At 70.8% G+C, this 23912-nt stretch carries 21 protein-coding genes and 1 tRNA gene; 15 read left to right on the top strand and 7 right to left on the bottom strand.

Annotated features, from left to right (window positions below):
• The first annotated feature begins 96 nt into the window (after nt 1-96).
• From ACQPY0_RS52475 to ACQPY0_RS52460, 4 genes are all read left to right on the top strand, one after another.
• Nucleotides 97-1944, top strand: a complete 1848-nt coding sequence (locus ACQPY0_RS52475) for a copper resistance CopC/CopD family protein (protein ID WP_432979287.1) — start codon at nt 97-99, stop codon at nt 1942-1944.
• Nucleotides 1945-2043: 99 nt separating this feature from the next.
• Entirely contained in the window at nt 2044-3330 is a 1287-nt protein-coding gene (locus tag ACQPY0_RS52470) for a hypothetical protein (RefSeq protein ID WP_432979284.1), read from the top strand.
• 121 nt (nt 3331-3451) lie between these two features.
• Nucleotides 3452-4090 (top strand): oligoribonuclease, encoded by a 639-nt coding sequence (gene orn, locus ACQPY0_RS52465; RefSeq protein ID WP_432979281.1) that lies wholly within the window; start codon nt 3452-3454, stop codon nt 4088-4090.
• Nucleotides 4091-4143: 53 nt separating this feature from the next.
• Nucleotides 4144-4219 (top strand) — tRNA-His (locus tag ACQPY0_RS52460).
• A gap of 49 nt (nt 4220-4268) precedes the next feature.
• Here the strand turns inward: ACQPY0_RS52460 and ACQPY0_RS52455 are convergent.
• From ACQPY0_RS52455 to ACQPY0_RS52440, 4 genes are all read right to left on the bottom strand, one after another.
• Nucleotides 4269-5528 carry a PKD domain containing protein gene (locus ACQPY0_RS52455; RefSeq protein ID WP_432979278.1) on the bottom strand — a complete coding sequence of 420 codons (1260 nt, stop codon included), beginning with the start codon at nt 5526-5528 and terminating at the stop codon, nt 4269-4271.
• 117 nt (nt 5529-5645) lie between these two features.
• Entirely contained in the window at nt 5646-6062 is a 417-nt protein-coding gene (locus ACQPY0_RS52450; RefSeq protein ID WP_432979275.1) for a globin, read from the bottom strand.
• Between the two features lie 4 nt (nt 6063-6066).
• A complete protein-coding gene (locus ACQPY0_RS52445) occupies nt 6067-7566 on the bottom strand; it encodes an MFS transporter (protein WP_432979272.1) in 1500 nt (499 codons plus the stop codon).
• A gap of 276 nt (nt 7567-7842) precedes the next feature.
• Nucleotides 7843-8883, bottom strand: a complete 1041-nt coding sequence (locus ACQPY0_RS52440) for a mechanosensitive ion channel family protein (protein ID WP_432979269.1) — start codon at nt 8881-8883, stop codon at nt 7843-7845.
• Between the two features lie 214 nt (nt 8884-9097).
• Here ACQPY0_RS52440 and ACQPY0_RS52435 point away from each other — a divergent pair, with 214 nt between their 5' ends.
• The 3 genes from ACQPY0_RS52435 to ACQPY0_RS52425 all read left to right on the top strand — a co-directional run bounded on the left by ACQPY0_RS52435 (nt 9098) and on the right by ACQPY0_RS52425 (nt 10732).
• The gene (locus ACQPY0_RS52435; protein ID WP_432979266.1) at nt 9098-9640 is read left to right on the top strand and encodes an HNH endonuclease; all 543 of its coding nucleotides are present in this window, start codon (nt 9098-9100) and stop codon (nt 9638-9640) included.
• A 392-nt stretch (nt 9641-10032) separates the two neighbouring features.
• A complete protein-coding gene (ctaJ, locus tag ACQPY0_RS52430) occupies nt 10033-10341 on the top strand; it encodes an aa3-type cytochrome oxidase subunit CtaJ (RefSeq protein WP_432979263.1) in 309 nt (102 codons plus the stop codon).
• The gene (locus ACQPY0_RS52425) at nt 10328-10732 is read left to right on the top strand and encodes a DUF5130 family protein (RefSeq protein WP_432979260.1); all 405 of its coding nucleotides are present in this window, start codon (nt 10328-10330) and stop codon (nt 10730-10732) included. Before ctaJ ends, ACQPY0_RS52425 begins: the two co-directional genes overlap by 14 nt.
• A 718-nt stretch (nt 10733-11450) precedes the next feature.
• Here the strand turns inward: ACQPY0_RS52425 and pepN are convergent.
• A complete protein-coding gene (gene pepN, locus ACQPY0_RS52420) occupies nt 11451-13994 on the bottom strand; it encodes an aminopeptidase N (RefSeq protein ID WP_432979257.1) in 2544 nt (847 codons plus the stop codon).
• Nucleotides 13995-14179: 185 nt separating this feature from the next.
• Here pepN and ACQPY0_RS52415 point away from each other — a divergent pair, with 185 nt between their 5' ends.
• From ACQPY0_RS52415 to ACQPY0_RS52385, 7 genes are all read left to right on the top strand, one after another.
• Nucleotides 14180-14809 (top strand): mycothiol-dependent nitroreductase Rv2466c family protein, encoded by a 630-nt coding sequence (locus ACQPY0_RS52415; protein ID WP_432979254.1) that lies wholly within the window; start codon nt 14180-14182, stop codon nt 14807-14809.
• Nucleotides 14810-14836: 27 nt separating this feature from the next.
• The gene (locus tag ACQPY0_RS52410) at nt 14837-15211 is read left to right on the top strand and encodes a hypothetical protein (protein ID WP_432979251.1); all 375 of its coding nucleotides are present in this window, start codon (nt 14837-14839) and stop codon (nt 15209-15211) included.
• Nucleotides 15212-15222: 11 nt separating this feature from the next.
• Nucleotides 15223-15546, top strand: coding sequence for a DUF3817 domain-containing protein (locus tag ACQPY0_RS52405; protein WP_432995781.1), 324 nt, complete (start codon nt 15223-15225; stop codon nt 15544-15546).
• 84 nt (nt 15547-15630) lie between these two features.
• The gene (locus ACQPY0_RS52400) at nt 15631-16044 is read left to right on the top strand and encodes an ATP-binding protein (RefSeq protein ID WP_432995779.1); all 414 of its coding nucleotides are present in this window, start codon (nt 15631-15633) and stop codon (nt 16042-16044) included.
• A 455-nt stretch (nt 16045-16499) separates the two neighbouring features.
• The gene (locus tag ACQPY0_RS52395; protein ID WP_432979248.1) at nt 16500-17678 is read left to right on the top strand and encodes a DUF1015 family protein; all 1179 of its coding nucleotides are present in this window, start codon (nt 16500-16502) and stop codon (nt 17676-17678) included.
• A gap of 54 nt (nt 17679-17732) precedes the next feature.
• The gene (locus tag ACQPY0_RS52390) at nt 17733-17927 is read left to right on the top strand and encodes a hypothetical protein (RefSeq protein WP_432979245.1); all 195 of its coding nucleotides are present in this window, start codon (nt 17733-17735) and stop codon (nt 17925-17927) included.
• A 13-nt stretch (nt 17928-17940) separates the two neighbouring features.
• A complete protein-coding gene (locus ACQPY0_RS52385; RefSeq protein WP_432979242.1) occupies nt 17941-18408 on the top strand; it encodes a ribose-5-phosphate isomerase in 468 nt (155 codons plus the stop codon).
• Here the strand turns inward: ACQPY0_RS52385 and ACQPY0_RS52380 are convergent.
• Nucleotides 18405-20489, bottom strand: a complete 2085-nt coding sequence (locus tag ACQPY0_RS52380) for a glycosyltransferase family 2 protein (protein ID WP_432979239.1) — start codon at nt 20487-20489, stop codon at nt 18405-18407. The two genes, ACQPY0_RS52385 and ACQPY0_RS52380, sit on opposite strands and share 4 nt — an antisense overlap.
• Nucleotides 20490-20630: 141 nt before the next feature.
• Between ACQPY0_RS52380 and ACQPY0_RS52375 the strand changes: the two genes are divergently transcribed.
• On the top strand, nt 20631-21692 hold the full coding sequence (locus ACQPY0_RS52375) for a glycoside hydrolase family 6 protein (RefSeq protein WP_432979236.1): 1062 nt from the start codon (nt 20631-20633) through the stop codon (nt 21690-21692).
• Between the two features lie 182 nt (nt 21693-21874).
• Here ACQPY0_RS52375 and ACQPY0_RS52370 read toward each other — a convergent pair whose 3' ends face one another.
• Nucleotides 21875-23815, bottom strand: coding sequence for a galactose oxidase-like domain-containing protein (locus tag ACQPY0_RS52370; protein WP_432979233.1), 1941 nt, complete (start codon nt 23813-23815; stop codon nt 21875-21877).
• Between the last annotated feature and the right edge of the window lie 97 nt (nt 23816-23912).

The following is a 23912-nucleotide window of genomic DNA, read 5'->3' as shown; positions in this document are numbered from 1 at the left end:
GTTCCGTCTAACACGGAGTCATCGGGAAAGTCGTCGGGAACTTTCCCGGACCCACCCGCGACCACCTCCCAATGACCGGCGCGAAATCATGACGTCATGACCCGACGCAGATGGTCCGTACCCCTGGCGATGCTCCTCGGCGCCCTGGCCATCCTCGTGCTGCCTGCCGCGCCCGCCAGCGCGCACGCCGAACTCGAACAGACCGCCCCCACCGCCAACATCGTGCTCAACGAACTGCCCGGTGAGGTCACGCTGACCTTCAGCGAGCACGTCCGCCTGGTCGCCGACAAGATCAAGGTGATCGCGCCGGACGGGAGCCGGGCCGACACCGGCAAGCCCGCCGTGCGCGACTCGGAACTGGTCATCCCGCTCAAGTCCGGCGGGCCGAAGGGCACCTATCTGGTCAGCTACCGGGTCATCTCCGCCGACAGTCACCCGGTCTCCGGCGGGTACAGCTTCTCCTACGGCCAGCCCAGCGCCACCCCGCCCGCCGACGACGCCGGCTCCTCGGCCCAGACCGACGGCGTGGTCAAGAACGCGATGTCCGTCGCGCGCTTCCTTGGCTTCGCCGGGCTCGTGCTGCTGGTCGGCCCGGCGCTGATCCTGTTCGCGCTCTGGCCCCGCCGGCTCTCCGCGCGTGACCCCGGCCGGGTCGCGCTGACCGGCGCCGGACTGCTCGCGCTGAGCACGCTGCTGGAGTTGTACGTCCAGGTCCCCTACACCGCCGGCACGACACTGTTCGACGTCAGTGGCGCCGCCATCCGCGAGGTCCTGGGCACCACGTTCGGCGCGGCGCACCTGGTCCGGCTCGGCGTCGTCATCGCCGCCGCCGTCCTGCTGCGCCCGGTCATCGCCGGCCGTGCCGGCAAGGCGGACCAGACCCTGCTGGTCATCCTGGGCGTCGTCGGGCTGGCGACCTGGCCGATCTCCGGGCATCCGAGCGCCTCGCCGGTGCCGACCCTCACGGTCGTCGCCGACGCCGCCCACCTCGCGGCCATGTCGATCTGGCTGGGCGGCCTGGTCATGCTGTTCGGCTTCCTGCTGCGCCGCGCCAACACCCGCGAGCTCACGGCGATCGTTCCCGTGTGGTCGGGCTGGGCGCTCTTCGCGATCACGGTCCTGGTCCTGGCCGGCACCGCGCAGGCGCTCGTGGAGATCGGGACCATCGACGCGCTCACCGGCACGCTGTACGGCCAGATCGTCATCGCCAAGGTCGCCTTGCTCGCCGTCGTGGTGGCCGTCGCCGCGTACTCCCGCAGCCTCACCAGCCGTCGCTTCACCCCGGCTCCGGCCACCCTTACCGATATTTCGGAAATGTCGGAATCATCGGAAGCTCGCGGCGCAACGGTGACGGCCTTGCGGGTCGCCGGCCGCGGCAACGGGGCGACCACGCGGATGGCGAGCGAAGAGGCCCTCGAAGACGATGCGGACGAATACGAGGAGGACGAGGAGCCGGAGACGGTGGCAGTCGTGGCGGCCGAGATCGACGTGCGGGACCGGAGGCGGCTGCGCACGGCGGTCATCCTCGAGGTCGCCGTCGCGGTCGTGGTGCTCGCGCTCACCTCGGTGCTCGTGCAGACCAGCCCCGCGCGGGGCGGGCAGAGCGACGTGCCGCCCGGGCCCTTCGACACCGTCGTGTCCACCAGCCTGCTCAAGCTGCAGGTCGACATCTCGCCGGCGACCGTGGGGCAGAACTCGATTCACCTGTACGCCGTGAAGCCCGACGGTTCCGGCCCGCAGACCGTCGTGGAGTGGAAGGCGACCGCCGCGCTGCCCGCCAAGGGCATCGAGCCGCTCACTGTCCCCATGCTCGCGATCAGTGACGACCATGCGATCGGGCAGATCTCGCTGACCGCGCCCGGCACGTGGGAGTTCAAGTTCACGGCGCGCGTCGACGAACTGAACCAGGCCACGGTGACGGTGCAGGTGCCCGTCAAGTCGTAAATGACCCCATTTCCGCGTTTTCCGGCAGATTCCGGCATTTCTGGAGTTATTTGCCGGTAATGTCGGGCCCGTAACGCCGGGGGAAGAGGGGCCGCTGCCATGGTCGTGCGTCTGGTTCGGGCGGGTGTCGGCGCGCTGCTGCTGCTCATCGCGGTGCCGTTGGCGCTCGCCGGTGGCGGGCTGCTGATGGCCATGGAGCATCGCGCGGCCGACGACACGTTCACGGCACGGCTGGAGCCGGTCCGTGCCAGCGGCACGGCCGTGGTCGTGCCCGACGTCGACGCGCTGCTGCGGGCCGACGCGCCGTTCGCGCGGGGTGGGCAGACCACGCTCAGCCTGTCGGCGGTCGGCTCCGGCGGCCCACTCTTCATCGGCCTGGCGCCCGCCGCCGACGTCGACCGGTACCTCGTCGGCCACGACCGCATCCGCCTCAACCGCGTCCGCCTCGCCCGCGGCCCGCTGCCGGTCGAGCTGATCGCCGAGCCCGCGGCCAGGGCCATCACCGCGACCGACCCGAACGCTCAGGCCGGCGGCGTCCCGCAGGAGCAGAACCAGGCGCAGGACCAGGGTCAGGCGCAGAACCAGACACAGGGTCAGGACCAGGGTCAGGGCCAGGCCGACAAGGCGCCGGGCAAGCAGCAGTTCTGGATCGCCCGCAGCGAGCAGAAGGCGGGCGCCGCCGAGCTGACCTGGTCCCCGTCGGCCCTGCGCGGCAAGCACCTGGCGCTGGTGGTGATGCGCGCCGACGGTACCGCCGGAATCGACGCCGCCATCACCGCCCGCCTGGCCCCGGCCTGGCTCGGCCCCACCACCGGCGGCCTGCTCATGCTCGGCGCGGCCCTGTTCTTCCTGGCCCTGCTCACGCTCGCCTGGCCCCAGCCGCGCCAGGAGGCCCTCGTCCGGTCGGAGCCGGACCTCGAGCCGACCCCCGAGCCGCTCCCGGTCGTCCCGTCGCAGCCTACCTCCGAGACCCGCGACGAGCCGGAGCCCAAGGCCGAGGACGCCGACGAGCCGGTCATCGTTGCCGAGGCCGCGGCGGAGTCCGCCGAGGAGCCCGAGGTGAACGAGCGCATCATGGCGACCCTGGCGCACGTCCTGGCCGCGGCGGACGCCGAGGTGGCCGCCGAGGGCGGCGCCGACCCGGCCGGCAAGGATCCGGTGCTGCTCACCGAGAGCGAGCTGGACCGCCCCGCGCCCGAGGACGTCGAGCTCGACGGCCGGGGCCCCATCGACCTGCCGCCGCTGCCCGCCATGCCGGCGATCGAGCTGCAGTTCACCTGGGCCCCGCTGACCCTGGGCGACGAGACGGCGCCGGCCGGCGCGGTTTCGCTCGGCGACGAGGGTAAGGTCCGCGACACCGCCGGTACCGGCAGCGCCGCGCGCTGAGTAAGAAATGAGCGAAAAGTCCGGATGTGGCGGTGAGCTAGGCCACATTGAGGGCCCGCGTTGGTAACGACATCGCGCACTATGGGCGGTTGCCCGCACCGAGGAGTGAGAAGTCGGCCAGATGAACACTAGGCTGTCCGGTGTGGGTGATCTTTTGGTCTGGATCGACTGTGAGATGACGGGTCTCGATCTGGGGAAGGATGCGCTGATCGAAGTCGCGGCGCTGGTGACCGACCCGGATCTCAACGTGCTCGGCGAGGGCATCGACGTGGTGATCCACGCCGATGACGCGGCGCTGGACGGGATGCTCGAGGTCGTGCGCGAGATGCACGGCAAGTCGGGCCTCACCGAGGCGGTCCGCGCGTCCACGGTCACGGTCGCCGAGGCCGAAGACATGATCATGACCTACATCACCGAGCACGTCCGCGACCCGCGCACCGCCCCGCTGTGCGGCAACTCGATCGCGACGGACCGCGGCTTCCTCGCCCGGGACATGCCGCGCCTCGACCACCACCTGCACTACCGGATGATCGACGTCTCCTCGATCAAGGAGCTGTGCCGGCGCTGGTACCCGCGGGTGTACTTCGGCCAGCCCGCCAAGGGCCTCGCCCACCGTGCCCTCGCCGACATCCGGGAGAGCATCCGTGAGCTGGAGTACTACCGCCGCACCCTCTTCGTGCCGCTGCCCGGCCCCGACGTCGACACCGCCAAGGCGATCGCGGCGGAGTTGAGCCGGGAAGGCGACACGAACGCGTCATAACCCTGTCGACGAATCCCGTCGTCCATGCCCTACTATTAGCGGGCGAGTTCATGGTGGCCGTAGCTCAGTTGGCAGAGCACCGGGTTGTGGTCCCGGGTGTCGTGGGTTCAAATCCCATCGGTCACCCCATGAGAAAGGCCCCCGTCGACGACGGGGGCCTTTCGCGTTGCCGCGAAGCTCAGGACATCGGCAGCAGGGCCAGGCGGGCGTGGTACTCCCCGCCGATCCGCTCCGTGTCCGAGCCCACCAGCAGCCCCTGCGGGGTCGCCAGCAGCGCCCGGGCGCCGACGCCGCGCGGCTGCCGCTTCGGGTTCCACGCCGTCGCCTTGCCCGTCCGCGGGTCGATCGCGGCGATGCCCGGCCGGGACACCGCGCCAGGCCCGGCCGTCTCCCGGCCCTGCGGGTTGTCCATCCAGCGCTGGTGCCCGCCGACGTAGACGGCCGCGCCGGTGTCCGCCACCGAGTACAGCGAGTCCCCGCCGGTCCAGTTGACCCACAGCGGGCGGTGCATGCCGGTGCCGCGCAGGTCGAAGCGGGCCGCCGTGTCGCACATCAGGTCGTCGCCCCACTTGCGGCCGGTGGCGACGATCGTGGCGTACGTCCCCGTCGGGTCGAAGTCGATCCCGCGCAGGTACGTCTCGAAGCCCGATCGGCACTGGTGGGCGTACGCGTCGGTGTACCAGTCCGCGAGCCGCACCGCCCCGCCGGCCGGCATGTCGACCATGACGACCTGGGCCCGCCACTGGCCGGCCGCCTGCTCCACCGCCCCGACCGCGGCGAGCCTGGTGCCGTCCGGGGTCAGGGCCAGGTCCTCGAGCTTGACCCGGGTCAGGTGCGGTGCGGCCAGCTTGAGGTCGAAGGCGGGGTCCACGGCGCCCGTGGTCGCGTCGAGGCGGGCCAGGCCGACGCGGTTCGTGGAGCCGATCCGGCTGAACGAGCCGGCGGCGTAGAGGTACGGCCCCTGCGCGATGATGCTGCGCGTGTCGCCCCAGTTGATGGCGGCGGTGAACGCCGACACCCGGGCGCCGTCGGCGAGGCTGAGCTGAGCCAGGCCGCGCTGCGACCCGCCGGCGATCTTCTGGAACGCCCCGCCCGCGTAGACGGTGTTGTTCGGGCCGGTGGCCAGCGTGAGCACGGGCGCGTCGGGCTGCGGCGCGAACGGCAGGATCTCGCCGGTCGCCGCGCGGTACGCGAAGAGATTGCGGCGGTTGTACCGCACCTTGCGCTTGGCGTCGGCGACCGTCGTGAAGTCCCCGCCGACCACCACGGCGTCACCGACCACCGCGAACGCGCGGACCTCGCCGTCGAGGACGTTCGGCGTGAAGTCGGCCGGGTCGGTGGACACCTGGGCGGGCTGGTTCAGCGCGGCGGAGGCGGGGATGGCGACCGCGATCGCGGCTAGTGTGGCCGCGGCCGCGGCGATCATGCTTCGGCGCATGCAGGCGTCTCCTTGGTCGTCTTCCTGAAGCGGCAGGACGTGCCGGAGCGTGTCGTCGGACACGGCGGCACACAGACACCCAACGGGAAAACGTGACGAAAGGAAACGCTACGCCCGTTAAAGCACCGGAATGGTCGGAGAGTCCGATTCTTCCGGGTCGTCGGCGTTGACCATAAAGTGGGCGGCTCGCTCCAGATAGTCCCAGAGCACCGCCTCGTGCTCCGGGGCCAGCTCGATCGCGTCGACCGCCCGGCGCATCTGCCGCAGCCAGGCGTCACGCTCGGCCGAGGCGATCCGGAAGGGCGCGTGGCGCATCCGCAGGCGCGGGTGGCCGCGGTTCTGCGAGTAGGTGGTCGGGCCGCCCCAGTACTGCATCAGGAAGAGCCGGAACCGTTCGTTGGCCGGGCCGAGATCCTCCTCCGGGTAGAGCGGGCGCAGGATCGGGTCCTCGGCCACGCCGGCGTAGAACTCGTCGACGAGCTTGCGAAACGTCGGCTCGCCGCCGACGAGCTCGTAGAAGTTGGGGGACGTCACGCCATCAACTATGCCGCGCCGGCTGTGACGGGGGAGCGGGCGGGAGGCCACCGAGCTCCGCGGTGCGCTCGCTGAGGTCGACGGTGCGCTCGGCCGGGTCCGGCATCGGCGGCTCGCGCCGGGCCGACGGACCCGGCGACGGGCGCCGGCGCGGGGGTAGCGGTGCGCGGCCCAGGTCGATGGTGACCTCGCCGATGTCGTCGACGCGGCCGCCGCGCTCGGCGGCGTGCTGCTCGGCCGCGACCTGGACCTTGTTGGCCGCCACGGCGTCGGCGATCGTCGCCTTCGACGGCCACGAGGCGATGATCAGTACCGTCGCGCCGAGGCCGGCGATGCCGAAATACCCCACGACGTCCGGCAGCGGGAAGTTGGTCGCCAGCCAGCCGGTGAACAGGATCGCGCCGCCCTGCAGCAGGTGCACGCCGCTCTGCATCACACCGAAGGCGCGGGCCCGGTACGCCGGCGGGAGCACCTGCACGAAGAGCCCGTTGCCGGCCGGGAGCGTGATCGCCAGGGACGCGCCGGCGAACACCGTCATCACCACGACGACCGGCAGGCCCGGGTCGAGCAGCGCCGGGACCAGCGACAGCGGTGTGATCACCGCCATCGGCCGGATCAGCGCCACCCGCCGCTGCGGGCGCAGCCACCAGGTGACCAGCGCGCTGCCGAGCACGAAGCCGGCCGCGGCGGCGGTCATGATGACACCGAAGGCGAAGGCGTCCGGGCCGCCCGACAGGTGGGCGGCCCAGGCCGCGGCCAGGCCCTCGGGGACCACGCCGAAGCAGACGCCGGTGAAGACGACGAGCGCGATCGCGCGCATCACGGCCGAGCTGAACACGACGCGGTAGCCGTCGGCGGCCTCGCGCAGCAGGTTGGTGCGCTCCTCGACCTTCAGGCTCGGCTCGCGCTCCTTGACCACCAGGGCGATCAGCAGCGCGGAGATCGCGAACGTCACGCCGTTGAGCAGCAGCGCGACCGAGCCGTCGAAGGCGACCAGGACGGCGCCGAGAGCGTAGCCGCCGATCAGCGCGATCTGGCCGGTGGTGCGGCTCAGGGTGATGGCGGTGACGTACTTCTCGCCCTGCAGCAGCCGCGGCAGCAGCGCCGAGCGGGAGGCGTCGAACGGCGGGCTCAGCAGCGCGTTGCCGAACAGCAGCAGGATGAGCAGGCCGGTGGGCAGCCCCGGGAACGCGGCCAGCACGAACATGAGGCCGGCGCGGAGCAGGTCGCAGCCGATCATGGTGCGGCGATACGGGTGCCGCTCCGCCCACGCCGACAGCAGCGCGCCGGCGCCGAGCCAGGGCAGGTAGCTGATCGCGAAGGCGGCCGCCGACAGGACCGGGGAGTTGGTCTGGTTGTACACCAGCGCGATCACGGCCGCCCGGGCCACGTTGTCGCCGAGGTTGGACTGCGCCTGGGCGGCGAACAGCGCCGCGAACTCACGGTTGGCGAGCGTCTCGCGGACGGTGGCAGGGCGCGTGGCGGACTCGTCGGTATCCGACACCGGCGGAGCCCCCTTCCCTCGGTCACGACAGCGGCGTCAAACGTTCGCGGGCGCGGCCGAACCGGTCATTCCGCCATGTAAAGGGGTAAACGGCGGTTTTCCGGGACACTGTGCAGCGATGCACCTGAACGAACGGACGATAACTGACTGACCACCCGACGCGCGACCCTACCCTTCGGGTTGATCACACATGCCCGCGAGATCAGACAAACGTCACCGTTTGGTGTAGTGGCGGCCATATGGCCGCACACTCCGACGGAAGTCGATCGGAATCGATCAGGCCGCGCCGCCGGGCGCCGTCGGGGCGCCGGTGGTATCGCCGTCGGCATTGCCCGGCCGGATGTACATGCGCGCCGCGGTGAGCTGCGCCGCGATCCCGGCCCGCTCCAGCCCCTCGGACAGCCGGCGGCGCAGCTCGCGCCCGACCCGCCACTGCGCTTCGTTCGAGGTCTTCACGGTCGTGCGCAGCACCGCGCCGTCGGCGGTGAGCTGCTCGACGCCGAGCACCTTCGGCGGGTCCATGAAGTCGTCGGCGAAGTCCGGGTCCTCGGCGAACGCCTGGGCGGCCTCCTGCAGCACCGCGGTGGCCTGGTCGATGGCGACGAACCCGACCGGGACGTCGATGTTGACCACGGCCCAGCCCTGGCTCTTGTTGCCGACCCGGACGATCTCGCCGTTGCGCACGTACCACACCACACCGGCGCCGTCGCGGATCGTGGTGATCCGCAGCCCGACCGCCTCGACCGTGCCGCTGGTCTCGCCGACGTCGACCATGTCGCCCACGCCGTACTGGTCCTCCAGCAGCATGAACAGGCCGGCGATGAAGTCCTTGACCAGGTTCTGCGCGCCGAAGCCGATCGCCAGGCCCGCGATGCCGGCGCTGGCCAGCAGCGGCCCGAGGTTGATCCCGATCTCGCCCAGCACCAGCATCGTGGCGATCGAGAACACCACCGCGGAGGTGATGCTGCGCAGCACCGAGCCGAGTGCCCGGGCGCGCTGGCCGCGCCGCTCCGAGGGCGCCGTGAACGTGGGCAGCCGCTTGCGCAACGGCCGCAGGATCGAGCCGCCGGCCTCGTTGTCGGTGACCGTATGCTTGATGAGCCGGTCGACGGCCCGGTGGATGATCGCCCGGATGATCAGCGCCACGATGATGATCACGAGGATCGTCAGCGGCTTGACCAGCACCCAATAGCTGCTCTCGGCCAGCCACTTGTTCTTGGTCTGGTCGAAGATGAGTTCGCAGAGGCCGGATTTGTCGGCGCAGCTCGGCTCGGCGCCGGGCGTCTCCTTCAACGGCAACGCGATGGGGCTGATCACAGGGCTCCTAGCGGCAAACCGGGGCGAACGGGGGGAAGTCCGCACAAACAGTAGGGGGCGCGGGTGAAGGTTCACCCGCCGGCCGCAAATAGTACGTGCAATCCGAGGATCTATCAGGGACGATTAGCCCACGGGCCACCGCCGGTGGGCCCGCAAGCAGACGTCACGTGGCCATTTCCAGGGAGACTTCCTTAACGCACTTAGGGGGACGGCGATGCCTGACATACGACCCGCACGAGTATCGGGTGCGCTGGTGCTGAATGCCACCTATGAGCCGCTGTGTGTCGTGTCTGTCAGACGTGCCACCATCCTGGTCCTGACGTCGAAGGCCGTGTGCGTCGCCGACGGTGACGGGATCCTCCACAGTGCGATGAACGAGCTGCCGGTGCCGTCCGTGGTCCGGCTCACCCGCTACGTGCGGGTGCCGTACCGAACGCACATAGGCCTCTCCCGACGCGGCATATTCGCCCGCGACGGATGGCGTTGCGCCTACTGCCGCGGCCCGGCCGAGACCATCGACCACGTGATGCCACGCAGCCGGGGCGGGCGGCACGCCTGGGAGAACGTCGTCGCCGCGTGCGCCAAATGCAACCACACCAAGGGTGACAAAACGCCAGCCGAACTCGGCTGGCGTTTGCATGCCGCCCCTATTGCGCCCAAGGGTGTGGCCTGGCGGGTGCTCGGCCACCGCACGCCGGACCCGCGCTGGGCCGACTGGCTGGACCTGCCGACCGACAGCCTGCCCCGCGCGGCCTGACGGCTCAGGTCAGGCGCCTGAGTGGCTGTGTGAGGGCGCCCACCCCGCTGCGTGGCAGTGGTGATCGCCACTACGCCGGCGCGGCACGCGGCGCCGGTCCGCACTGTCTCGTGACCCCATTCGCGGTCGATCGCGTCGGGCAGCCGCCCGGGCGAGTTGCCGTCGAAGTACACTGGGTGTCCGTCCGGAATATGGAAGTACGCGGGGAAATGTCCGATCGGCTCGTGCTCGTCGAGGGCTTCGGCATACTGGCGCGTGAGGTCCATGTCCGTGGGCGGTAGGTCTTCACGGCAGCGGGATTCGGTCGGACACCCCCGGCAACCGGCTGGTCATACCCGCCCGCTAACGTGAAGCCGGTCTTTTAGTCCCTTTGACGCCTGGGGGCGTTGAGCTTGTCCATCATCGAGACGACGCTGATCTTCGCCGGGATTCCGCTCGCGGTCATCCTGCTCATCTCGGGCGCCGTCTACGCGGGAGGTTCCCGCCGTAGCCGGCGCTACCGGCCCGGACGGCCGTTCGAGTTCACGCCCGTCTGGTTTCTCTCCGCGCCCGAGCAGCTGACGAAGGCGGCCCACGCCCGCGAGCTCACCGGCGCGCGGCGGGCGGAACTGACCGCAGGCGACGATGCCTCCTCCGCGACCGAGTGGTCCGGCGACAAGGCCCAGCCGCACGTGATCGGAGGCGCAAGTGACCGGTGGTAGCCCCGCTGGCCTCGGCGGCCAGCCCGACGTCCTCAACGGCCCGTTCACCACGCGCCAGCTGCTGCGCCTGGACGAGGCGCTGCGCCTGGCCGACTCCTCGACCGGCCTGACGTTCAGCATCTACGTCGGCGAGCTCGAGGAGCCGGTGCGCGCCTACTCGGAGAAGCTGCACGGCCAGCTGGCCGACCCGCCGCACTCCGTGCTCATCGCGCTCTCCCCGAACCAGCGCGTCCTGGAGATCGTCACCGGCGGCGAGGCCCGCCGCCGCCTGCCCGACCGCGCCGCCAAGCTGGCCGCGCTGTCGATGGCGGCCAGCTTCGGCGGCGGCGACCTGGCCGGCGGCCTGGTCTCGGCCCTGGCCCAGCTGGCGGACCACGCCGGTCGCCACTGAACGCAACGCCGAGTCACCCTGCGGAGTCGGGCGAAGATCGGATTTGGCGGCATCGGGTACGGTGGATAAAACGGAGTGCCCGCCGCCGGAGTCCGAGTCCACATGACCCTCGCGAAAACGGCGCGCGACCCACTCAGGGCCGCGCGCCGTTCCGCTTCCCTCGGTCCTGCCACGCCTGTTCCTCGGTCCTGCCGCCTTCCAGCGGTCGCGCGTCGGGGCTGTTCGCCGGCTCGAGCACGAACGGTCGCGGGCTCGGGTGCGGACGGACGTCGGGTCGGAATCGTCGTCCAGTGCTGCTGGGCGCCGCGATCGAGCCGGATGCCCGCGTCCGCCGGGGTGTCACGATCGCCGGACCGCCGAGGGCACAGCCGGCGCGGCTGACGGCGGCCTCGGCGGGCGGCGCGGTTGGTAGGTGGCGCGGCTGGCAGGGCGCTCGGCGGGTGGGCTGGGGTGGTGCGGAGGAGGCGTGGGCGGCGGGCCGCGCGGCTTGGGGCGGTGGGCGGCGTGGCCGGTGGCGGCCTCAGCGGGTGGTGCGGCTGGCTGGCGGTGGTGCGGCTGGCTGGCGGTGGTGCGGCTGGCTGGCGGCGGTGCGGCTGGCTGGCGGTGGGGCGGGTGGCGGGTGGTGGGCGGCCCAGGGAAATTGTGTTGGCCGGCCGGGAAAAGCGTGCGGGCCGCCCGGGGAAGTCCGGGCGGCCCGATTGGGTTCGTGGGAGGGCGCTCAGGAGGCTGAGGCGTCCTTTGCCCGGGCTTTGAGGGCTCGCACGATGCCGTCGCGGCCCTCGCCGACCAGGCGGCGCAGCGGGGCCGGCTTGTCCGGTGTGGCCAGCCAGGCCTCGGTTCGCGCCACCGTCTCCTCGCTGACCTGGTAGGCCGGGTAGGCCATCTCCACGAACTCGGCCGCCGGCTCGCTGTCGCGGCTCTCCCACACCGGCAGCAGGGCGTCGAAGTAGGCCGGCACGTAGGGCGCCGTGAGCTTTGTCTGCACCGAGTGCTGGAAGCCCTGCAGCATCGCGCGCTGCACCCAGTTTGGCAGCGCGTGGTCCTCGACCAGGCGGCGCCACGTCTCGGCCTTTGTCTGCGGGGTCGGGACCAGGGCGCGGGCCAGCGTTGCCTGGCGTTCGCCGCTGGCCGTGCGGTCGCGGTCGAGCTCGCTCTCGATCTCGGCCGGGTCCGCGGCGCCGTTGGCGATGAGCGCGTGCAGGATGCCCCAGCGCAGGTCGGCCTGGATCGTCAGGCCCGGTGGCACGTCCTCGCCGCGCAGCCAGCCCGCCAGCACCGCCAGGTCGGACTCGGTGCGGGCGGCCGCCGCGAACGAGCGGGCCCAGGCGAGCTGGAAGCCGCTGCCGGGCTCGGCCGAGCGCAGCGCGCCACGGGCGGTCTCGGCCAGCTGGGCCCAGCCCTGCGGCGCCCACGCCGGGTCGGCGTAGAAGACCAGCGCCGACTGGGCCTGGCGCATGGTGGCGGTGACCAGGTTGATGTCGCGCTCGGCGGGCAGGCCGGTCGCGATGAGCCGGACGTAGTCGCGCGTGGCCAGCTCGGCGTCGCGGACCATGTCCCACGAGGCGGACCACACCAGAGCCCGGGCCAGCGAGTTGTCCAGCCCGTCGATGTGGTCGACCACCGTGGCCATGGAGCGCGGGTCGAGGCGCAGCTTGGCGTAGGTCAGGTCGTCGTCGTTGAGCAGCAGCACGTCGGCGGCCCGGACGCCGGCCAGCGCGGCGATCTCCGAGCGCTCGCCGTCCACGTCCGCCTCGACGAGGTCGCGGCGCACGAGCGCGCCGTCGACCAGGTCGTAGAGGCCGATGCCGATGCGGTGGGTGCGCAGAGTCGGGTAGGCCGCCGGCGCCTCCTGGTGGACCACCACACGCTCGTAGGTGCCGTCGCCGGCGATCGTGAGCTCGGGGCGCAGGGTGTTGACCTGGGCCGTCTCCAGCCACTGGGCGGCGAACTTGCGCAGCTCCTTGCCGCTGGCGGTCTCCAGCGCGGTCAGCAGGTCGTCGAAGGTGGCGTTGCCCCACTGGTTCTGCTGGAAGTACGCCCGCAGGCCGCTACGGAACGCGTCGATGCCCACGTATGCGACCAGCTGCTTGATGACGCTGGCACCCTTGGCATACGTGATCCCGTCGAAGTTGACCTCGACCGCCTCGACGTCGGGCATCTCGGTGTAGACCGGGTGGGTCGAGGAGAGCTGGTCCTGCCGGTAGCCCCAGTTCTTGCGCACGGACAGGAACGTCGTCCAGGCGTCGGTGAACCGGGTCGCGTGCGTGTTGCACCAGTGGCTGGCCCACTCCGCGAACGACTCGTTGAGCCACAGGTCGTCCCACCAGCGCATGGTGACCAGGTCGCCGAACCACATGTGGGCGAGCTCGTGCAGGATCGTGTTGGCGCGCTGCTCGTACTCGAAGTCGGTGACCGGCGAGCGGAAGATGTAGTGCTGCTCGGCGTGGACCACGCAACCGAAGTTCTCCATGGCGCCGGCGTTGAACTCCGGGGAGTAGACCTGGTCGTACTTCGGCAGCGGGTAGCGGATGCCGAACTCGGCGTGGAAGAAGTCGAAGCCCTGCTTGGTGACGAGGTTGATGTCGTCGGCGTCGAGATACTGCTTCATCGACTGCCGGCAGAACACCCCCAGGTCGATGCCGTCGTGGGTCTCGCGGACCTCGTGGTACGGCCCGGCGCACACGGCGGTGATGTAGGTGCTCATCCGCGGCGTCTTGACGAAGTGCCGCACGAGGCCCTCCTGCCGCGCGAGCGGCATGTTGGAGATGACCTTCCAGTGCGCCGGCGCTGTGACGCGGAAGGTGAACTCGGCCTTGAGGTCCGGCTGGTCGAAGCAGGCGAAGGCCCGCTGCGCGTCGGCGGTCTCGAACTGGCTGTAGAGGTACACCTCCTTGTCCACCGGGTCGACGCTGCGGTGCAGGCCCTGGCCGGTCGTCGAGTACGCGAAGTCGGCGTCCACGACGAGGACGTTCTCGGCCCGCAGCCCGGACAGGGTCAGGCCGCGCTCGGTGGACCAGCCGGCGGCGTCGACGGGCTCGCCGTTGAGCGTGGCGCCGTGCAGGGTCACCGCGGCGAGCTCGATGAAGGTGCCCGCGCCCGGCTCCCGGCAGGTGAACCGGACCTCGGTGGTCGAGCGGAACGTGCCTTCCCCCGGATTTCCGGCGCCGTCGGTCAGGTCGAGGCTGATGTCATACGCCGTGACGGCGAGCAGGCGGGCCCGCTCGACCGCTTCGACCTGGCGTAGGTTGCGTACACCGGCCACGTGTCGTCTCCTGTCGTTTCGCTGTGGCCGTCCCCGTCGACGGCGTCACCCCGAGTGTTCCATGCTCGCGGAGGACACTGGGGGAGTGGCTCAGGTCACCAAGGCGTGAAGTGGTGCGTCCCGAGGACCCTGCGTAAGGATCGGAGCGGGTTTCCGACTCTTTCACTAGTGAGGTGGTCACCGTCATGGCCGAAGACCGCGTCATCGCCGACATGTGGTTCGACCCGCGCTGCCCGTGGGCCTGGATCACTTCCCGCTGGCTGCTGGAGGTGGAGCAGGTCCGCCCCGTTCACGTGCGGTTCCACGTGATGAGCCTCTCGATTCTCAACGAGGGCCGCGACGACCTTCCGGAGCGATACAAGGAGGGTCTGACAAAGGGTTGGGCGCCGGTCCGGGTCGCGATCGCCGCCGAGCAGAAGTTCGGCAATGATGTACTTCGCCCGCTTTATACCGCGCTCGGCACCCGCATTCACCACGAGAAGCAGGAGCTCGGCGACGAGCTGTACCGCGCCGCGCTCGCCGAGGCGGGCCTGCCCGCCGACCTCGCCGAGTACGCGGAATCGACCGAGCTCGACGACAAGCTGCGCGAGAGCCACTTCGCCGGCATGAACCCGGTCGGCATGGACGTCGGCACGCCCGTCATCCACGTCCCCGGCTCGGACGGCAACCTCATCGCGTTCTTCGGCCCCGTCGTCACCCCCTGCCCGCGCGGCGAGGCGGCCGGCCGGCTGTGGGACGGCACCCTGCTGGTCGCCGGCACACCCGGCTTCTACGAGATCAAGCGCACGCGGGACGTGGGGCCGGTCTTCGACTGAGCCCGGCGAAGAGTAGCCTGCCTACTTGTGCGGCGGTTCTTCACACCCCGGTGGGTGCTTGGCCACGCCCTGGCGCTCGCCGGGGTGGCGGTCTGCCTGTTCGCCGGGCGCTGGCAGTATCAGCGCGCCACCGCCGGAAACATGCTCAGCTGGGCGTACACGGTCCAATGGCCGCTCTTCGCGCTCTTCGTCGTCTTCCTCTGGGTGCGCGCGATCCGCGACGCCCGCGGGGTGAGCGCGCCGAGGCCCGCGCCGGCGTCCCTGCGCCCGCCGTTGCGCCGGATGCCGCCGGCGCCCGCGGCCGTGGACGACGAGGGCGATCCGGAGCTGGCGCAGTACAACCGGATGCTCGCCTGGCTCGCCGCCAACCCTGACCGCCGTCCGAGCGACTTTCCTGGATGAGGCAGATGAACTTGAACCCCGCTCTGACCCGCTACCGGGTCGTGGCCTGGATCGTCGGCGTGCTGCTGATCGTGCTCACGGTCGGCACGGTGCTGAAGTACACCACCGACGACGACACGATCGTCGCGCTGGTCGGCCCGGCGCACGGCTTCCTGTACATGGTCTACCTGGTGCTCGCCGCCGACCTGGCGCGCCGGGCCCGCTGGAAGCTCGGCTTCACGGTGCTCGTGCTGCTCGCCGGCACCGTGCCGTTCCTGTCGTTCGTGGCCGAACGGGTGGTCACCCGGCGGGTGCGGGCCGCGGCCGCGCCGGACCCCGTGCGGACGCCAGCCTAGGCACCCGGCTGCGAGTTTCCTCCCCTCGCACGCGGGGAATCCCTACCGGGTAACCGGGGCGCGCGAAGGGAGCCAACCGTGGGGATGGAAGTTCGGCTTTCGCTCTCCCTGCCGCGCGATCGCACCACGGTGCCGCTGACCCGCCGGGTGCTCGACGCCGCACTCGCGGTCTTCTCGGTGACCACCGACTGCCGCGAGGACATCGGCCTGGCCGTCGGCGAGGCGTGCGCCAACGCCGTGCAGCACGCCGAGAGCGGCGCCGACTACGAGGTCACGGTCACCATCCACGAGGACCGCTGCATCATCGACGTGGTCGACGAGGGAGTGGGCCTGGACAGCGCGGCCCCGAAGGACGTCGCGTTCGACGCCGAGTCCGGCCGCGGGCTGAAGATCATTCATGCGCTGGCCGACATGGTGGAGCTGCGCCGCCGCCAGCCACGGGGGATGGCCCTTCGGATCGTCAAGCTCCTCACTCGTACGACCCCCGCCTTCTCCTGAAGTCCCGTCTTTGTGCCGAGCTGGTGACAAAACCGTCGCCGGCTGCGTTGCGTGCTGTTCTCTGGAATCGCACAGCCGGTGCGTCACCGGCACAAACGGGTGCCGTTGCATCCTGTGACGACACACACACTGCAGAAGGCCGAGATCATGTCTGACACCCGCTGGACCGTCCAGGACAACTCCTGGAAGGACGAGCTGCCCGAGCTGCCCGACGACATCAGTGCGTTGCTGGCGCCGCCCGTTACGGTGCGGTGTGGGCCGGCCAGTGACACGGTGCGGTGTGGGCCGGCCAGTGACACGGTGGGGTGTGGGCCGGCCAGTGACACGGTGGGGTGTGGGCCGGCCAGTGACACTGTCTGCGCCGGCTCGATCGTGCGCGGTGCCCGCCGCCGCACTTCGGGACGGGCAAACCCCCGTGCCGTGGCGCGTTCTGCCTGACCTATAGCGTTTCGGGTATGACGGTTGCGTACCCGATCGCCCACGCCTGGCTCTCCACCGGAGGGACCGGCGCGCAGAACTACGACGAGTTCGCCGACGACGCGGAGATCACCGCGATCATCGCCGCCAACCCCAGCAGCGCCCTGGCCGTGGAGATGCCGCACCGGGCGCCGGAGAGCGTCGGCCGCCCGTTCCTCGACTGCCTGCCCGACGCCGTCGAGCGGCTGCGCGCGGCGAAGGACGACGGCAAGTACGCCTCCGCGTCCGACGTGGTGGTGCTGTACCGCATCACCGCCCCTGACGGCGCCCGCGCCTACGGCCTGTGGTGCATGGTCGCCACCGACCAGATCTCCACGAGCGCCGACGAGCCGGGTGCCGTGATCCGCAACGAGGACGTCTTCATCGAGAAGGTCCGCGAGCGGGTGGCGCTGGCCGAGGCGACCCGGCACCTGCTCTCGCCGGTCCTGCTGCTGCAGACCGCCCACGGCGAAGCCCTGCACGCCGCGCTCGCCCAGGCGATCGCCGACGCCGGGCTGCCGGCCGTCACCGACGTCGACCCGGCCGGCCGCGCCCACGAGATCTGGGCCGTCGGCGCCGGGACGACCCGCGACCGGCTCCTGGCCCTCGCGGGCGGCGGCGAGCTGGTGGTCGCCGACGGCAACCACCGCAGCCTCGCCGCCCAGACCGCCGGCTACGAGCGCTTCCTCGCGGTCGTGACGACCCCGGAGTCGGTGGCGATCCAGCCGTACAACCGACTGGTCGCCGACCTCCCCGAACCGCTCGAGGGCCTCGACCTCGAGCCCCTCTCCGCCCCGGCCGGTGTGCCGGCCGTCAGCGGTCGCGTCCACCTCTACACCCGCGAGGGCGCCTGGTCGGTGCGCCTGCCCCGGGTCGACGAGGGCGACGTCGTGGACAACCTCGACCACGCGCTCGTCGAGCGCCGGCTCTTCGCCGAGGCGTTCGGCCTGGAGCCGGGGGACAAGCGGATCACGTACGTCGGCGGCGACTACCCCGCCGAGTGGCTGCGCGGCGAGGTCGACGCCGGCCGCGCGGAGCTCGCGGTGCTCATCGCCCCGGTGACCGTCGAGGACTTCGTGGCGGTCAACCTGGCCCGCCGGAAGATGCCGCGCAAGAGCACCTGGTTCACGCCGAAGGCCCGCGCCGGGCTCGTCGTGGCGCAGCTCGATTCGTTCTAGTCACCCGATCGTGATACACACTAGGCCGCTGGACTATGGGCCTGGGGTGTGCACATGCAGATGCAGCTATTCATCGCGGCGATGATCGCCGCCTGCGGTATCGGCGCGTTCGCCGCGGCCGCGCTCGTCTGGGACCGCAGGCGCATCCTGCGGCTCAAGACGGGCGCCACGGCCGGGTGGGTGTTCGGGCTCGTGCTGCTCGGCGGCGGCTTGATGGCGGGTTCCTGTCTGGGGCTGATCAGGCTCTGACAGACTGCCGGGTATGCGCGTCTACCTTGGATCGGACCACGCCGGCTACGAGCTGAAAGTGCACCTGGTCAGTGCCCTCGGGCTGCAGGGCTACGAGGTTGTGGATGTCGGCCCGGCGAAGTACGACCCCGACGACGACTACCCGGTCTTCTGTTTCCACACGGCAGCCCGGGTGGTCGCCGACCCCGGCAGCCTCGGCGTGGTGATCGGCGGCTCCGGCAACGGCGAGCAGATCTCCGCCAACAAGGTTCCCGGTGTCCGGGCCGCCCTGGCCTGGAACGTCGAGACCGCCCAGCTCGCCCGCGAGCACAACGACGCCAACATCGTCGCGATCGGCGCGCGCCAGCACACGCTGGACGAGGCCACCGCCCTGGTGACCACGTTCCTGTCCACGAAGTTCTCGGGCAACGAGCGGCACTCGCGGCGCATCGCCCAGGTCCTGGAGTACGACAACTCCCGGGTCCTGCCGCCCCTGCCCTAGTCCTCGCGGTATTCGATCTTCGGCACCTCGCGTTGCCTGGGGACGTCGGCGCTGATCTTCGGAATGATCGCCGTCGCGCCGGCGTCCTGCGGCTCGGCCGGGAACCGGGGCATGATCACCGTGGCGCCGGTCTCCTGAAGCCGGACGGGCTCCCGCTCCCGCCGCTCGCCGGGGATCTTCGGCATGATGATCGTGGCGCCGACGTCCTCGTGCTGGCCGGCGCCGCGGGCCGCGAGGCGCTCCTTGAGCAGCTCCCGCGGGATCTCCATCGTGATGTCCCCGGCGTGGTCGGGCGTGCCGGCCTGGGGCACCGGCAGCCGGCGCTTGTCGGCCGCCTCCTGCTCCAGGCTCAGCGCCCGGGCCTGGCTGCGCGCCAGGCGCGTGTCCAGTCGCCACAGGATCAGCGGCAGCAGGCACACCACCAGCGCGAGGCTCGGCCACAGCAGCGAGGCCGGGGCCGCGTACTCACGCACGAACGACACCACGATCGCCCCGATGATCAGCACCAGCCAGCCCAGATGGTTGCGGAACGTGCGCAGGCCGTCACGGCTGCTGCTCTCGCCCTTCGGCGTGACCACGAACCGGGCGGGGCGGCGGAACAGGGTGCTCAGCAGCTGCACGGCGTAGATCGGGGCGGCGATGATCGACATCAGCATGCCCTTGAAGCCGCGGGAGTCCGGGGGCTCGTAAGGGCTGACGTTGTACTGCCGGTTGTTGATGTACAGCCACAGCGAGAACGCCGTGGCGTCCGTGTACAGCGCGAACCACAGCTGCGGGGAGATGGTCATGCCGCTCACGCCGAGCCCGAGGAACAGGATCGCGTTGACGATGCCGAGCAGCCAGCCGATCGCCATCGACGGGTAGAACGTGGTGATCAGCGTGTAGTGCAGCATCCCGCCGGGGGAGAGCCGCCAGAAGCGCCGCCAGTACGTCTTGAGCAGGATCTCGAACGTGCCCCGCGACCAGCGCCGTTGCTGGCTGAAGTAGTCGTTCCAGCTCGACGGGCCCTCGCCGGCGGAGAGCACGTCCGGGGTGTACACCGACTTCCACCGCCGCCCGGTCTGCGGGTTGCGGGTGGTGTGCAGCATCAGCCCGGTCGCCATGTCCTCGGTGATCGAGTCGCTCAGGCCGCCGATGCTGCGCAGCGCCGAGATCCGGATCGCGTTGTTGGTGCCGACGAGCATCGAGGTGCCGTAGCGGTTCGCCGCCCGCTGGATCACGCTGTGGAACGGGAACTGCTGCGACTCGGCGGCCCGGGTCACGAAGGACTCGCCGTTCTTGTAGCACTGCGGGCCGATCGCGTAGGCCACGTCGGGGTCGCGGAAGTAGCCCACGATCCGTTCGGCGAAGTTGGCCAGCGGTACGTGGTCGGGGTCCACCGCCAGCAGCACGTCGTAGTCGTCGCCGTGCGCGTCCACCCACGCGTTGTAGTTGCCGTGCTTGGTCTTGGCGCGGAACGGTCCCTTCGGGCGGTTGTACCGCTCGATGCCCTTCCGCGTGAAATGCCGGATGCCGAGCTCCTCGCACATCGCCTTCACGTCGGGGTCGTCGCCCTCGTCGAGCAGCCAGATGTCGAATACCCCGCGGTGGCGGATGCGCTTGGCGGCCCGCAGCGTGTCGCGGACCACCGAGATCGGCTCCTTGCTCGGCACGATCGTGGTCAGGAACGCCAGCCGCAGCCGCGCGTCCGGCGTCACCGGGATCGGGTCACGCGCGGTCATCGAGGCCAGTGACAGCGACAGTACGTTGATCAGCCGCAGCAGTTCGACGATCGCGATCGTGACGATGACGAACACGTTCGCGATCCCGGCCGCCTTGGCCGTCGGCCCGGGGTTGGTGTGCGCGAAGTGCGCCGGCTGCAGCAGCCAGACGCAGAAGAACACCTCGAAGCAGATGTTGAGCAGCGCGATCAGGATCGAGCCGGCGACGCGGGGGCGGCCCTCGACTTTGCGCTGCGGGTGGTAACGGACCCGATACTCCTGGCCGACGGGCGGCGGGTTCAGCGGCCCGGCGAGCCGGCTGAAGACCTCCAGCCGAGCCCAGGACCGTCCGAAGACCGGGATCTCGAATTCTTCCGTCACGGGATCCTCTCGCTGCGTGTCTTCGCGGTCCCAGGGTCCCCCTCCGCGACCGCCACAGAGCATAAGTCACATAGGGGTTGCCGACACCCGCCGTGATGTCGATAACCCGGCGAAGGTGATGCGCTGGGATACCCTCCCGTGGTGGCGAACGCGGAGGCGAGTGGCAGAGCGTGGGCGGGCTCGGTGGTGCTCGCCCTCATCCTGACGGTGTTGGCCGGGTGCGACCAGGCCGACCCGCCCGAGCCGGAGAGCACCGCCGCGGCGGCCTATCGCACCTGCGCGCCCGCGTCGGCCGCCGCCAAGGGCGCGGGCAACCCGCTGGCCGGCCGCCCGTTCTTCGTCGACCCCGACGGCCCCGCGGCCCTGCAGGTGGCCCGCTGGGAGGGCCAGCAGCGCTCCGCCGACGCCGGAACGCTGCGCAAGATCTCTGAGCGTCCGGTCGCGCTGTGGGTCGGCGACGGCGCCGGCACCGTCGGCGCGCGCGTCGACGCCGTCCTGAACTGCGCCGCCGGCCAGCTGCCGATCCTGGTCGCGTACAACATCCCGAACCGCGACTGCGGCAACTATTCCTCCGGCGGGGCCGCGTCGCCGGAGGAGTACAAATCCTGGATCCGCGCCTTCGCCTCCGGCATCCGCAACCGCCCGGCGGCCGTGATCCTGGAGCCCGACGCGGTCGCCCACGCGGTGGAGGGGTGCGACAGTCAGCAGCGGTACTCGCTGCTGGCCGACGCGGTCGCCGTCCTCAAGGCCGCCGGCGCGTTCGTCTATCTCGACGCCGGCAACCCGCGCTGGATCACCGACGTCCGCAAGCTGGCCGGGGCCATGCAGAGCGCCGGCATCGACAAGGCGGACGGCTTCTCCCTGAACGTCGCGAACTTCGTCACGACGGCCGACAACATCGCGTACGGCCGCCAGATCTCCGACAACATCGCCAGGAAGCCACACTTCGTCATCGACACCAGCCGCAACGGTGCGGGCCCGGTGGCGGGCGACGGCGACGTGGACGGCGGGCCGCGCTGGTGCAACCCGCCGGGCCGCCTGCTGGGCACACCCCCGACGACACAGACGGGCGACCCGCGCGTGGACGCCCTGCTGTGGATCAAACGCCCCGGCGAGTCCGACGGCGCCTGCCGCCCCGGCGAGCCCCCGGCGGGCCAGTGGTGGGCCGACTACGCCCTGGACCTGGCCCAGCGCTCCTCCTGACCCCCCCCACCGGTGCAGACCCCGACGCGACCAGCTCGGCGCGGTGTTCGACGCACGTCAGCAGTGGTACGACGAGCCCGTCTTCCGCGGCTGTGTGATGCCGAACGCGATGAGATCGCCGTCGCGGTCCACATCGGCCGTGCCGGCGACTCGCTCGAGGCGCCGGCGCGGCCGTCAGGGCGTCAGGAGACGGAGACCCACTTCGCCTCGGAGGGGACGCCGTCCTTGTTGACGAGGAAGAGCATGTACGGGCCCGGGGGCATCAGCGACGGCGACGTCGGCAGGGTCACCGTGACCGCGCCGCTGCCCTGCTTCAGCTCCAGCGCCAGCGAGCGTTGCTCGGTGTTGAGCATGTGGGTGGCGGCGCTCGGGCGGATCAGGCGGGCGCTCGCGATGTCGGTGGAGGCCGTGGTGTAGGTGGCCTCCTGGCCGGCCTTGAGCTCCGTCGGGCCGTTGCCGATCGACGGGCGGGCGCCGTGGAAGAGATAGGGCGGCGTGTAGATCTCCAGGCGCTGCTCGAACTCGCCCGTGATGGTGTTCTTCTTGTCGCGGAACAGCGGGTCGGAGCCGACCGTGAGCACGCGTCCGTCGGGCAGGAGCACGGCGGCGCTGTGGTAGTTGCGGCCGACGTGCGGGTCGGCGGCGTACGACAGCGTGTTGGTGTCCGGGTGGTAGATACGGGCCGTGTGGTTGTCGCTGTCGTAGCGGCCGCGGTAGTCCGACGAGCCGTTGGTGATCAGGACCGTGTCGTCGGGCAACTGGACCAGGTTCGGGTAACGGGTGCCCTCGGGCAGGCTCGGGCCCGGCTCGTAGTGCGGGTTGGCGCCGTTGAGCTTGATGATGTCGATCCGGCCGGTCGAACGTGAGGACTCGCCGACCCCGCCGCCGCCCACGACCATGACGGTCTGGTTCTGCACCGGGCCGGCCCACGCCGACATGCTCGTCTCCATCGCGTCCGGGTCGCGCAGACCCGGGACCTTGGTGAAGCTGTTGTCGGCGAGGTTCCACAGGCCCGGGTCGCGGCCGCGGTCGGCGGGGCCGTAACCGGCGTTGGAGCCGGAGTAGAACAGCACCCCGTCGCGGGCGGTCTGGAACAGGGCCGGGTAGGTCGGGAAGTACTGGTTGAGGTCCTTGCGGACCGTCCACTGCTTGGTCTTCGGGTCGTAGATCTCGTTCTGCGAGCCGTCGACGACCTGGCCGCCGCCGTCGAGACCGGAGACCGCGAGCACCGAGCCGTCGGACAGGCCGGTCAGGGTCGGATACCAGCGCTTCTCGTGCATGTCCGCGACGCGCTCGTATTGCTCGGTGACCGGGTTGAACTCGTAGGTCTCCTTGCGCCCCTGGTAGTCCTGCTTGTCCATCGTGATCTTGTCGGCCAGGGCGTAGAAGTTGTGCTGGTCGGTGCCGCTCAGGCCCTCGAACACGTACTGCGCGTGGTGGTCGACCACGTAGTCCTTGCCCTCTGCCGCCGCGTCGACCCAGACCCGGACCTCGCCCGCGGTGACGACGGTCTTGCCCTGTTCGCCGGTGTGATGGGGCGGATAGGTCACCTTCGTCGCGGCGGGGACGGTGACGTCGTCGCCGAGGGTGTACTTGTGCCCGTCCGCGCCGACCAGCACGGTGCCCTTCTTGAAGGTCCGCGTCTCGTCCGGCGACTCGTTCTTCACGGTCACCGTGCCGCCGGCCCGCTTGACGTCCTGCTCGAGCACCTCGTATCGCAGGGTGCCGCCGGCGACCAGCAGATTGCCGTCGGGCAGGAACGCGTGCCCGGCGCAGAACAGGTCGGTCGGGGTCGGCACGAGCGTCGTGTGGCCGCTGACCGGGTCGAAGACGAGGGTCTTGAACGTGCCCGCCTCGAACTGCTCGCGGTTGTTGCCGGAGCCGGCGATGAGCAGGATCCGCCCGGAGGGCAGCAGCGCCGCGTGGATCGCGTTGACCCGCTGGCTCTTGGGTAACTCGACGACCTGCCAGTAGCCGTTGGCGGACTTGTACTCAGGGCTGTTGATCTTCCGGTCGTGCAGCCAGTCGACGGTCGCGGAATACAGCGGCGGGACGTTCGCCACGCCGAGCACTCCGGCGGCGACGAGGGGCAGGACGATCTTGCGGCGGATCCAGTGCGGCACGAACAACGAGGGGCCTCTTCCGTCTGCAAACGAGCAAGGCGTTAGCCACCGTAGAGCCCGGTCGCAGGGGCATCAAATCGGGCGTACGGCCCCCTCG

The organism is Dactylosporangium sp. CA-233914 (genome assembly GCF_050942935.1).
Lineage (GTDB): Bacteria > Actinomycetota > Actinomycetes > Mycobacteriales > Micromonosporaceae > Dactylosporangium.
Note: the sequence above shows the minus strand (reverse complement) of the source record. Positions and strands in the feature narration are given on the sequence as shown.